The organism is Paenibacillus sp. A3 (assembly GCF_001399685.1).
GTDB lineage: Bacteria > Bacillota > Bacilli > Paenibacillales > NBRC-103111 > Paenibacillus_G.
The window spans coordinates 1-12,151 of the sequence record NZ_JTHN01000294.1; the positions used below are offsets into that span (position 1 = coordinate 1).

Genomic DNA, 12,151 nt, shown 5'->3' on the forward strand with positions numbered 1-12,151 from the left:
GGAAAATCAGGTGAATAAGCGCCTCATTCGAACTGACCCTGATGAATTTTAACGCGTAAAACAAGACCGAGCGCAACCATATTGGTGAGCAGCGAGCTCCCTCCGTAGCTGATAAAAGGCAGAGAAATGCCGGTCAAAGGAACCAATCCGATATGCATTCCGATATTCACGTAAATCTGAAAGACGAGCATGGCCGCCATTCCCGCAACGAGGTAGGAGCCCGCTAGTTCCTTCGTCTCCACAATAATGCCGACCATCCGGTATACCAGCAAAAAATACAGCATGAGCAGAATCGTCGCGCCCAAAAATCCGTACTTTTCGCCGACAACCGCAAAGATCGAATCGGAGTAGGCATAAGGGACAAATCCCTGCTGCTGGTACAGACCGTTATTTCCATGCAATTGGCCCGAACCGATGGCGATCCGCGCTTGTTCATAATGCCACGACTTCTGGGGATCGCTTGCCGGGTCCAGGAACGTCTGGATTCTCGCCATCTGATGCGGCTTGACGATCTTCGACAGCAGTTCACGGTCGGCATAATACAGCCACAACACCGACCCTACCGCGATCCCGGCAGCGCCAATGGCGGTCAGCATATACGACAACCGGATGTTTCCCGTCCAGATCATGCCGAAAAATATGCCCACAAATACGAGAGCCGTCCCCAAATCGGGCTGCTTCAAAATAAAAAGAATGGGAATCGCAAAAACGACGCAGACGGGAAGAAGATCTTGAGCGAAGCGCAGCTTCTCCCCCTGCCGCTTCTGCAACAGATGCGCAGCAAGCAAAATCGTGAACAGTTTCACCGGTTCGGAGGGTTGAATTTCCACGGAGCCGATGCTTAGCCACCGGGCCGCTCCGTTCACGACCTGCCCCTTCCAATGGACGTAGGCCAGCATTCCGATGCCGAAGGCGTACAAATAATACGCCAGCCTGCCTGTGAGCAATCGGTAGTTGAGCACCGTGACCAGCAGCATCGGAATGCAAAAGACGCCGAAATACATCATGCTGCTGATATGCAGTCCATCCAGTTTAGTCCCCGCGGTGGCCCGGTAAACCGCTACTGTGCCGGCGGCCATCAAGCACAACATAAGCACAACGATGCCGCGGTCTATTTTTTTCAGCTTATCCAAAAATATCATACGGGTACCTCGACCTTCGATCCTTGGGATTGGCGCAAACGCTCCTGCCGCCTGCGGTTGTTGTCGCGCGAGATGCTTAATAAAATGCCGGTGCTTGCCATGCACAGTACTAAGGAGGAGCCTCCGTAGCTGATAAAGGGCAGAGGAACGCCGGTAATCGGCAGACTGCCGGTGACGGCCCCGATGTTCAGCACGAATTGAATGCCGATCATCGTTACGATTCCCATGCCCAGCAGGAAGCCGAACGGATCTTCGCTCTTGAACGACGCCAGAAAGCCCTGCATTATAAAGACGAAAAACATGGCAAAAAGTAGCAAGGTTCCGATAAAACCCAATTCCTCGCCGATCACCGCAGCGATAAAATCCGTGTGCGCTTCCGGCAAATAAAAAAGCTTCTGGACGCTTTGTCCCAAGCCGCTCCCCGTGACCCCGCCATGCCCCAAAGCATAAAGCGACTGAACGAGCTGATAGCCGGAGTCTGTCCGGTGATCGAACGGATCGGCGAACGAAACGAGACGCTCCACCCGGTAGCTTTTGCCGACCACAAGAAGAACAAGCACCGGCAGAAGTCCGAGTGCCAGAACAAGAAGATGGCGCAGGTCTGCGCCTCCGGTCACAATGACCGCGCCGGAAATCGAGCCGAGGATCATCACGGTGCCGAAATCCGGCTGCAGCATGACAAGCAGGAGGACGAGTCCCACCGCTATCAATAAAGGAAGAAGTCCTGTTTTAAACTCGCGGACGGCCTCCCCTTTTCTGCTGATCAAGGCCGATAAATAAACGATGATCGCCAGCTTGGCATATTCGGCAGGCTGAAAATTTAACCCGCCGACGGCAAACCAGCGTTTTGCGCCATTGATGTTCGTGCCGCAAAGAAGCACCAGGAGCAGCAGGAGCAGCGTGGTCAGCAGAAGAAACGGCGCCGCCTTCTTCCAGATTTGAAAAGGAAGACGCATAAACAACAGCAGGAAAAAGACTCCGACCAAAGCAAACATTCCTTGTTTGAACAAGTAGTACGAGGCATTCCCATGCTTTAGGACAGCCTGAGGCGAGCTGGCGCTAAAAATCATGACGAGACCGAAGCAGACAAGCACGATGGTGATAAAGAAGAGCAGGAAATCCGGGCGGCCTCTTACAGCAGGTTTCAATCGGAAGCACCTCCTGGAAAAAACGTCAACGCACGCTTAAGCCTTGCCGAGTAAAAAACTGACGATCAGAATGAGAAAAACAAACAGGCTGATGCCCGCATATAAATAATCTTTTTCCTTCAGGAAGACGAGGATCGAAATCCCTACCCGAAATACCGGCGTCAGGATTAGCATTAGCAGCCCCGTCAAAATCACGGCGTACGGTTTAAGCTGCAGCAGGCCTTGCCCGATGTCCGGCAAACGGGCCGGAAAAGTCCGCCCCGGATACCCGCTGTCCCCCAGAATCAGGAAAAGCGCCAGCCCGAATAAAATGACGGCTGCGCTGAGAAGCACTCCCGCCCGCAAATATTGACTGATCCTAAGCTCCACAGCGGTGATCGAAGGGCCTCCCGCTTTACGCCCATCCCCTTGGCTCATACGATAACCCCCGTTCCTTGCAGGATCATTTGTACGGCAACGTACGTCAGAACGGGAATAAACCATTTGCGAATCGTCGTGCTTTTCATCCGCTGCATGATTCTGGCTCCGGCCGTCGCTCCGATCAATACGCCGAGGGCGACGGGAGCGGCTATCCCCGGATCGATGTCCCCTCTGAACAAATACACGCCCGCGCTTGCCGCCCCGGTCACGCCCATCATAAAATTGCTCGTCGCGCTGGACACCTTGAGCGGAAGCTTCATGAACACGTCCATTGCCATCACCTTAAAGCTGCCGCTGCCGATCCCGAGCAAGCCGGATACGACGCCGGCGCCGTACATGACTCCGAAGCCGCCGTACACATTGTCCACGTGATAAGAGACGTTTTCGTTCAGCGCCTTGTCATAGTACGCGCCTTGCAATTTGAGCTTCCGGGCTAACGGATGGAGCGGAACGTCTTGGGGCAGCTCGCTCTTCCCTTTCTTCAGCATCGCCAATGCGGAATACAGCAGCAGCAGCCCGAAAATGATATACAGGATCGCAGGGGACATCAGGCCGCCCAGGAAAGCTCCCGTAATCGCCCCAATCGTCGTTGCGATCTCCAAAAACATGCCGACTCTGACATTGGTGATCCGGTCTTTGATGTAAGCAATCGCCGCTCCGCTCGAAGTCGCGATCACGGAGATGATGCTTGCGCCGATCGCAAGTCTGATGTCTACGCCGAACAAAAGCGTCAGCGCCGGCGTCACGACGATGCCTCCGCCGAGCCCGAGGACGGAACCGACAATGCCCGCCAAGATGGAAATCAATAAAATTTCCGCTGCCATGATCGTCAAAATCTCTCACTCCTTTCGTCTACCCACATACATATGTATACTACATAATTTACTTTCGATCAATATATGTACATGTTCACTTTACATTGTATATGATATAATGAGCGTAAAGTTTCCGCGAAAGGTTGAAGCGAATGCAATTTAAACATTTGGACGAGATCGACGCCCAGATTCTGAAGCATCTATCCGAGAACGGGCGGCTGAGCAACGCGGAATTGGGCCGTCTTGTCAACCTGACCCGCGCGGCTGTCCGCGACCGGATCAACCAATTGGTCAGCAACGGCATTATCGACCGGTTCACGATTACCGTGAATCCGCTCAAAGCGGGCAAAATGCTGTCGATGTATTTTGACATCGAAGTCACGTGGGAAAGTATGCAGCAAGTGATTGACGAGTTGAAGGCGGACGAGGAAATCACGAACGTGTACCAGATGAGCGGCAAGCCGCATTTGCACGTCCACGCTCTGCTGGACGATCCGGATCATGCCGAGCGGTATATGAAGAAGCTTCAGTCGATTCGGGGGATCACTTCGGTTCACAGCGAGGTTGTCATCGCTCGCCATAAGGAGCGGGGCGGATTATTAATTTAAGGGGGACGGCGGCTTGGCCGCTCGGGACGCTTATAAGCCTGCCCGCTCGAATAGCCAGCCAAGCCACCGGACCGGATTGATCTCGCGATGGACAAAGATGCTTATCCAGACGGTGCAGCCAAGACAGGACAAGGTGACGAACAGTCCGATTTCCTTCATGGATTTATGGCTGCGCAGCATCATGGCAAGGCCGCCGCCGAGCGCTGCAAGGAAACCTAGGATGAACCCGGTCACGCGGCCTCCCTCCCTCTGCGAATCCAAGTCAGGATAAGAAGCAGGACGGGGAGCACGACTCCGTAAATACTGGCATATTGAAAAATATACCGTTTGTCCCACTCGATATTTTCTACGACGTTGTCACTGAACGTAATCGCAAGGCCGGAAACCAGCAGCATGAGCGGAATCGCGATCCATGTTCGATCGCTCAGCCGAAACAATTGGCAGATGCCGGTCACCGCGCAATGATACGTGATGCACAGCTTGACGAAAATCCATACGAGCCATACGATGACGATCGTCGTTTCCACACGCTCGATAAATTCCGTAATCCGCAGCTCTTGCGCGATAATAAACAGCGGATACGTAAAATGGGAGGCCCGCGTCACGCCAAGCACGCCGATCGTCACAAAAATGATTCCGCTTAAGAGCAGGGTCGCCAGCCCGATGCCAAGCAGCAAAGCGGTCTTGACTCTGCTCTTCACATAAGGAACCAGCATCATCAAGGTGATGACTTCGAGAAAAGGGAACCCGATAATGGCCTTTGTCTCCTTCACCGTCTCCCACACGTTTAACCGAAACATCGGCTCGAAGCGTTCCCACCTCCATTCGGATACGGCAAATAAGCAAATGGTGACCAGGATGAGCACGACCACAGGGCTTAGAAACTCGTTGACCCGTGCGATGCTCTCTACCCCTTTGACGGACGCGTAGCACACCACGATCAAAAACATAAAGTGAAACACGGAAATCGGCGTATTCGGCATCAAGGTCGATTTCATAAAATCCCCCAAATTGCGGGTAACCCAGCTTGCGGTTTGAATGAAAAACGAGATATACAAAAGCGCGATCAGCCCGCCGATTTTATTTCCCGCCGCCTTGATGCAAATCTGGACGATGCTCAGCCCGGGATTTCTTTCCGCCAGAATGAGCCACAGGCAAGCGATCAGGATGACGGCACCCCCCGCCCACAGCGGAACAAGCCAAGCATCCTGCTTGGCCGCGGCAATCATCCCGCCCGGCCGAAGAAAAAAAGCGGTGCCGATCGTAAAGTTAAATACCAGCAAAAAAAACTGCCAACCGCCGATACGAGCGTTCTCCAACGCTATCCCCTCTTCTCTTTATACGGATCGATGGTCGTGCCGATGTTTCGGATGCTGCAATGAACGGCAAGCTGAAGCTCCGTTTTTTTCCAGGCTTCTTCTTCCTTCTTGGCGTCCGCCCATTCTTTTCCCGATTTACGCTTGATTTGCGCTTCGATCCCGAGCAGATCCCACCCGAGCCGTTTTGTTTTCTCGTAAAACTCGGAAGCCTTTTTCTTCGTCTGCGCGTTAAACTGTGCTTTGATTTCATCCAGATTCCGCTCGGTTAATTTTACATTCTGATCGTTCTCGACAAGCTGGGCCTCCGCATAGATGTCCACTTTTAATACCGGCTTGCCGGACACCATTACCAGCTGCCTGCGAACTTCAGGCTTCGGCGCTTGAAGGTCGACGCGTTCTCCATTGACGATCAACGACTCGCTAAATACGCCGATTCCCCCGTCCAATAAATAAAACCAAGATAGATCGGACGATTCCAGCCGGCCGATCATCCGGTCGTGCTTGAATACGGCTGCCCCCTTCATGATGTAGTTCCCTTGATTGGCGTCGATTTGTTCGTACCGTTCGGTGGTCGGCATCGGCTTGGCGCCGGATAAGCTGACGATCGGCAGGACGGTTAGCATGGAGCTTTCCATGTTCTCGACCAAATCTTTTACACGGGAGCGCCTGCTTTCCCTGCCGGAATATTTGGACTGGAACTCAATCATGGAACGTTGGGCCCTGCCCGGCAATCGTTCAAACGGAATATACGTCTTCATCATATCCGGGAGCGGCGAATCCGTGACGAGCACATGAATCGTAGCCCTTCGGTCCGGCTGTTTCTCAAGAAAATTAATCACTTCCCTTAATCCTTCTTTCGCAAACCGTTCGGACACAATCAAGGCTTGGTAATGATCATAGAAGGGCCGTCTCGGAACAATATCGAACGTTTTTTCGGCCAAGTCCACGGCGGAAAACCCGTCAACCTGGTACGTATAGACCGGAGCCTTGATGCCCGCTCCCTTTTGCACGGCGACTCCCGGAGGGTTGATCACTTGATAGTACGTCGTGTATTTCCCGTTACCGGGCTCCCTGTCCATTCCGACCAAATTGACGATGGCAAGCTGGTTGACCTCCACCATATCCCAGCAGCCCACAAGACTGCAGCAGGCTGCCCCCAGCGCCAGCAGCTTCCCTGTGCGGACGATCGCTTGAAGAATCATGCGGCTCACCTTTTTTTCCGTTTGGCGTCGTTCATGCGGGGGAAGGTCGTCATCCACGACCGCGGCACCCGAACCAAGATGTCCTTCCAGTCCGAGAAGAACGTTGGCGCAATCGGAGCCAAGTAAGGAACGCCGAACGACCGTAGCGAAGCCAGATGAACGAGCGTGAACAGCACGCCGCATAAGATGCCGAAGCCGCCCATAAACCCGGCCAAAATCATATAACCGTATTGCATAAACCGCTGCGCAATCCCGAAGTTGTAGAAAGGGGCGACAAAATTGGCGATCGCGGTAACGGCTACCACAATGACCATCGCTGCCGATACGAGGCCGGCATTGACCGCCGCTTCGCCCAAGACGAGCGCTCCGACGATCGATATGGCTTGACCGGCAATCCGCGGCATGCGCAGGCCGGCCTCGCGCAGCACTTCAAAGCTGACCATCATCAGAAACGCCTCCATGTAGGAGGGGAACGGCACCCCTTCCCGCTGCGCGGAAATATTGATCAGCAGCGCAGGCGGAAGCAATCCTTGATGGTAGGAAGTCACCGCAATATAAAGGGCGGGAACGAATACCGAGAGCAGAAACGCCAGAAACCGGATCCATAACAAAAAGGTCGCGATATCCGCCCTCTGGTAATAATCTTCGGGAGACGTAAAATATTGCATAAACGTAAAAGGGCCGATCAGCGTCAGCGGGCTGCCGTCCACCATGACCGCGACCCTGCCTTCCAGCAGATGAGATGCCGCGACGTCGGGCCGTTCCGTTCTCATTAAGGTCGGAAAGATGGTCAACGTTTTATCCTGAATCCATTCCTCCACGTACGTGCTGTCCAGAATACTATCCGCATGCATCGATTTGATTCTTCGCTGGAACTCGCTAACCACTTCCTCCGGCGCGAGATCCTTCATATAGACGATAAGCACCTTGGTTTCGGTTGCCGTACCGATCTGCAATGGCTCGAAACGCAGGGCGGCCGTACGGATTCTTTTGCGGATCAAGCCGACATTCGTCGCAATGTCCTCGATAAACGCTTCGTGCGGTCCGTGCACGGTGTTTTCCGTTTTGGGCTCCGTCACCGCACGCTGGTAAAATTTCGCCGTATCGAGCACAAGCACGTGCTCCGACTCCGGGATGACGAGCAGGCACTTTCCATCCAGAAGACTTTGCGCGCATGACTTCAACTCGGACGAGGCCGATATCGCGGCGACCGGGATCCGGCGCTGGAGCAGGTCTCCAAGCTCCGACTCGCCGTCCCAAGCGGCAGACAACGTTTCCCCGGCAAACGTGCGAAGAACGTTATCTTCGATTTTTCTCTTATCTGCCAAGGTCTCAATAAATAAGTAGGTGCCTTCCAGGTTGGGGCCGAAGGTAAACGATTGATGGATGAGGTCCGGCGGATTTCCAATCGCATAAATCAGCAGATCGACGAAAGATCGGGCGTCGCTTTTGTCAAATTGAGGGTTATCGATTGGCGGTTTGGTCCCTTCGATCATACGAAACCTCCAGCTTTTCGTTATGCTTCATTTATTTCCATTCGATGGAGGAGTAATACCAGAGCCTAAAAGAAAAAACACCGCCGAAAGGCAGTGTTGGATTCTAAATCATTTTATTAATAACATATATTTCCTTATAATATAATAAGTTGGGATATTCCATATGCCGATGGGAGGAATCGATGATGAAAAAGAAAGCCGCAGGTCTTTTTATGGCATCCTTCTTATTATGCAGCCCGATCCCGGCTTCACTACACGCCGGGAATGAGGCAGCGAAGCCGCAGTCCAAAAACCTGATCGTACTGATCGGGGACGGGATGGGTCCCGCCCAGGTCACGGCTACGCGGCTTTACTCCAAAACCATTCTGGGAGCGGAGAGCTTGCATCTGGACGGTTACTACGTCGGCCAAGCCAGTACGTTTTCGGAACGCGGGGAAGCGGATGGCAGCGTCGAATCCGGCGTGATCACCGACTCCTCGGCAGCAGGAACCGCTTTGGCTACCGGCCGCAAAACGTACAATTCCGCGGTCAGTCTCTCCAACGAAGAGGTGGCCATGCCCTACGCCTCCGTGATTGAAGCCGCGGAAGCGAAAGGAAAAGCGACAGGACTCGTCTCCACGGTAAGAATCACGCACGCGACGCCGGCCGTGTTCGCTTCCCACGTACGCAGCCGCAAAAACGAAGCGGCCATCGCTTCACAAATGCTGGAAAGCGGCGTCGATGTTTTGCTCGGCGGAGGCGCGGATTATTTCACCGCGAAGGATGCCGGCGGAAAACGTCCGGACAAAACGATTGTTCCCAATTTCGAGGCTAAAGGCTACTCCGTCGTCAAAGACTTGGCCGGCCTTCAGGCGCTGACCGCGAAGCACGATAAAGTGCTCGGTCTGTTCAGCCGGTCACACCTCGATTACGCCATCGACCGCGATAGCTCTTCCCCGAGTCTGGCCGCTCTGACGGGGAAAGCCATCGAGCTGCTTTCAGCCAAGCCAGAAGGCTTCGTGCTCATGATCGAAGGCGGACGGATCGACCACGCCGCGCATGCCAACGATTTGCCGACCATGGTCAAGGAAGTGCTGGACTTCGACGCGGCCGTGAAGACGGCGATGGATTTCGCCAAGAAAGACGGCAGCACCTCCGTTGTCGTAACCGCAGACCATGAGACGGGCGGTCTGTCTCTGGGCCGCGATAATAGGTACGAGTTAAATATCGACCTCTGGAACCGGCAAAAGCAATCTTCCCAGGTGCTGAATGCAGCGCTTGAGCAAGCCCGCACGCCGGAGGAAATCCGGAAATTTGTTCAAACGAACACATCGATTGCGGATCTGAGTGACGAGGAGGCCCATTTTATTCTGAAAGGCGACGGTACGGACTACGAGCGGGAAGGCGCGTATAACGCCGTCATCTCCAAGCGGCTGCTGGTCGGATGGGCCGGCCACGGGCATTCCGGGGTCGACGTGGGCGTCTGGGCCTACGGACCGATAGCCGAGCTGGTCAAGGGAAAAATCGATAACACGGACATTGCCAAGGCGGGCGCCAAAACGATCGGCGCCGATCTCGATGCCGTAACCGCCGGGCTGCAGGCCAAGTACTGGTATCCCAAGTTCAAGATAACGCCCGATCGATCGGTCGTCTATCCGGCCAAGGCGCTCGCCGCGAAGCTGGGCGCATCGGTGGACTGGGACGCGACTTCCGGCACCGTGCGGATTGCCAAAGGCGGCACAACCATTCTCGTGAACCTGAAAGACGGCAGCGCGACGCTGAACGGTCAAGCGGCAGCCTATGCCGTCCATGTCGAGAAGGGCACACTGTATTTGTCCCTGGACGCATTTAATGAGCTCAGCGGGCTGAACATGACTTGGGACCCGCTTTCCGAGCGACTGGTGCTGAAAGCAGGCTGACCCTCCTCTACCCTTTGCGCTTCATGCTCGTATCAGCAGCATTCTTTTTGGGGCGAAGCTCCTTTACATGCTTTAACTGGGCGACAATAATAAAGCTGACGATCACCAGCAGAAACCAGGAGCTGAATTTGCTCCACGACACCATGCTCCAGCCGGCTTGTTGATGGGGGTAACGCCATGCCCCCAGCCAAGTTCCGATATTTTCGGCGATCCAGATGAAGAAGCCGACCAGCGCAAAACCAAGCGTGAGCGGCATCCGGTACACGCTATCTCCCACCTTGAAATACAGCGTCGTGCGGAAAAACAGCACAAACAGCAAAGCCGCAAGCAGCCAGCGCAGATCGGGGATGAAGTGGTGGGTCATAAAATTCAAGTAGATCGCCGCCCCGAGCGAAACCGTCCAGACGGAAGACGGCCACCGCTCCAACCGGATATGAAGCCTGCGCCAGGCTTGGCATAGATAGCTGGCCACACTCGCGTACATGAAGCCGCTATAAAGCGGAACGCCGCCGATTTTGGTCCAGCCCGGCTGCGGGTAATCCCAAGAGCCCATATGTACTTTATACAATTCAAGCGCCAGACCGATGAGATGAAATACGCAGATCACCTTCAGCTCGTCGATCGTTTCCAGCCCTGCCCGCACCATGATGATTTGCACGGCGATACAGATGACGAGCATCCAGTCGTAAGCCGGCATTCCGGGAAGCGGTACGATTTTCAACAAGGCCAACGAAAGAAAAATGCAAGCGGGAAATACACAGGACATCGCTTCCTCGTAGCCAAAAAGCAGCAGTTGTTTGCCCCATCTCCAACTCATGCCATTCCCCTCCGTTTGTATCGATTGGCAGCGTTGCCTAGATTGCTGCCTCTGCATTTATTGTAATTTGAAAAACAAGAACAAAAAGTGAAATGTGCAATTCTAAAATTTCATATTTTCCAAATAACATGTCGAAGCTGACCGATCTATTTGCCTACAAGGGTTTCCCCATTTCGCAAATTGCAATTAAGATCAATTGCCTATTGACAAAATTATTAATTTATGCTATAATTTACATTCAAATAAATCGCGTGTATAATAAGATTCTCCTGGCCAGGGGAATCTTATTTTTGTTTATGCTGGAGGATAATTGTATGAAGCCAAATGAGTCCAGTTTAACTTCGTTGGTATCCGCTTTTGGTCGAGCCTATCACAGCCAATATGACACACCCAAAATTTTCGATGATTTTCTTGCCATCGATCTTATTTCCCCACAAGAGTTTTCGGACATCAGAGAAAATATGATTCAAGGCATTCCGTTTTTCAATCAAGATATTGCTCGAAGGTTTCAGGATGATCCGGATGAAATATTAAAATGGATTGTACAAGTCCAGCTTTCCCCAACACCGTTGGCACGTGCTGCGTATTGCGAAAAAGTATTGCTCAACGAAGTTAGGTTAGGATTAAAGCAGTATGTCATCCTCGGAGCCGGGTTAGATACTTTTGGTTTCCGCCATCCGGAATTGAAAAATAGCTTGGAAATATTTGAGGTTGATCATCCGGCGACCCAGGAATTGAAAAAGCAAAGGCTGGAGCATGCCAAATTCGAAATTCCGAGTCATCTTCATTTTGTTCCTATGGACTTCACCCGTCAGTTTTCGTATCAGCATCTGATCGATGAAGGGTTTGAAAACTGCAAAACGTTTTTTAGCCTGTTGGGGGTTTCATATTATTTAACGAAGGAAGAAATCTCAAGCTTGATCCATCATTTATTTGCCAAAGTCCCGGCAGGAAGTTCTATCGTTTTGGATTACGCTGACGAAAACCTGTTTGAAGAAAAGGGGATGTCGAATCGAGTTGAAAATATGGTGAAAATGGCCTCCGTAGGCGGAGAACCCATGAAATCGTGCTTCACTTATGACGAAATCGAGAAACTGTTGGAACAATCGGGCTTGCTCATTTATGAACATTTAACGCCGACTGCGATCCACGACCTTTTCTTTCGTCATCGGACGGATTATTTGTCTGTGTTCGAAACGATTCATTATATTCACGCTATAAAAAAATAATATTTCGGTTAAACAAAACAGCCTCCCAATCCTCGTAATTGTGTTTTAATCAGAGTA

At 52.6% G+C, this 12,151-nt stretch carries 12 protein-coding genes; 3 read left to right on the plus strand and 9 right to left on the minus strand.

Features of this window, described 5'->3' with window-relative positions:
- Positions 1-23: 23 nt before the first annotated feature.
- From QJ48_RS33285 to QJ48_RS33300, 4 genes are read right to left on the minus strand one after another with little or no spacing between them, the layout of a single operon-like run.
- Positions 24-1,142: an FtsW/RodA/SpoVE family cell cycle protein gene (locus QJ48_RS33285; protein WP_054977592.1), complete on the minus strand. Its 1,119-nt coding sequence runs from the start codon at positions 1,140-1,142 to the stop codon at positions 24-26.
- Positions 1,139-2,290 carry a putative lipid II flippase FtsW gene (ftsW, locus tag QJ48_RS33290; protein ID WP_054977593.1) on the minus strand — a complete coding sequence of 384 codons (1,152 nt, stop codon included), beginning with the start codon at positions 2,288-2,290 and terminating at the stop codon, positions 1,139-1,141. The genes QJ48_RS33285 and ftsW overlap by 4 nt, the downstream gene beginning before the upstream one ends.
- Positions 2,291-2,326: 36 nt before the next feature.
- Positions 2,327-2,707 carry a DUF1634 domain-containing protein gene (locus QJ48_RS33295; RefSeq protein ID WP_054977594.1) on the minus strand — a complete coding sequence of 127 codons (381 nt, stop codon included), beginning with the start codon at positions 2,705-2,707 and terminating at the stop codon, positions 2,327-2,329.
- Entirely contained in the window at positions 2,704-3,534 is an 831-nt protein-coding gene (locus QJ48_RS33300) for a sulfite exporter TauE/SafE family protein (protein WP_237763141.1), read from the minus strand. The genes QJ48_RS33295 and QJ48_RS33300 overlap by 4 nt, the downstream gene beginning before the upstream one ends.
- A 143-nt stretch (positions 3,535-3,677) precedes the next feature.
- On the opposite strand from QJ48_RS33300, the gene QJ48_RS33305 reads away from it, so the two are divergent.
- On the plus strand, positions 3,678-4,133 hold the full coding sequence (locus QJ48_RS33305; protein ID WP_054977596.1) for an Lrp/AsnC family transcriptional regulator: 456 nt from the start codon (positions 3,678-3,680) through the stop codon (positions 4,131-4,133).
- Positions 4,134-4,163: 30 nt separating this feature from the next.
- On the opposite strand, the gene QJ48_RS33310 is transcribed toward QJ48_RS33305, so the two are convergent.
- The 4 genes from QJ48_RS33310 to QJ48_RS33325 are packed head-to-tail and all read right to left on the minus strand — an operon-like array spanning position 4,164 to position 8,150.
- Positions 4,164-4,367 carry a hypothetical protein gene (locus tag QJ48_RS33310; protein ID WP_054977597.1) on the minus strand — a complete coding sequence of 68 codons (204 nt, stop codon included), beginning with the start codon at positions 4,365-4,367 and terminating at the stop codon, positions 4,164-4,166.
- Positions 4,364-5,452, minus strand: a complete 1,089-nt coding sequence (locus tag QJ48_RS33315; protein ID WP_082420780.1) for an endospore germination permease — start codon at positions 5,450-5,452, stop codon at positions 4,364-4,366. Before QJ48_RS33315 ends, QJ48_RS33310 begins: the two co-directional genes overlap by 4 nt.
- 2 nt (positions 5,453-5,454) lie before the next feature.
- Positions 5,455-6,654, minus strand: coding sequence for a Ger(x)C family spore germination protein (locus QJ48_RS33320; protein WP_054977598.1), 1,200 nt, complete (start codon positions 6,652-6,654; stop codon positions 5,455-5,457).
- Positions 6,655-6,659: 5 nt separating this feature from the next.
- Positions 6,660-8,150, minus strand: coding sequence for a spore germination protein (locus QJ48_RS33325; RefSeq protein WP_082420782.1), 1,491 nt, complete (start codon positions 8,148-8,150; stop codon positions 6,660-6,662).
- Between the two features lie 182 nt (positions 8,151-8,332).
- On the opposite strand from QJ48_RS33325, the gene QJ48_RS33330 reads away from it, so the two are divergent.
- Entirely contained in the window at positions 8,333-10,048 is a 1,716-nt protein-coding gene (locus tag QJ48_RS33330) for an alkaline phosphatase (RefSeq protein WP_054977599.1), read from the plus strand.
- A gap of 7 nt (positions 10,049-10,055) precedes the next feature.
- On the opposite strand, the gene QJ48_RS33335 is transcribed toward QJ48_RS33330, so the two are convergent.
- Positions 10,056-10,865 (minus strand): DUF817 domain-containing protein, encoded by an 810-nt coding sequence (locus QJ48_RS33335; RefSeq protein WP_054977600.1) that lies wholly within the window; start codon positions 10,863-10,865, stop codon positions 10,056-10,058.
- Between the two features lie 314 nt (positions 10,866-11,179).
- On the opposite strand from QJ48_RS33335, the gene QJ48_RS33340 reads away from it, so the two are divergent.
- Positions 11,180-12,094, plus strand: coding sequence for a class I SAM-dependent methyltransferase (locus QJ48_RS33340; protein ID WP_054977601.1), 915 nt, complete (start codon positions 11,180-11,182; stop codon positions 12,092-12,094).
- Positions 12,095-12,151 lie beyond the last annotated feature (57 nt).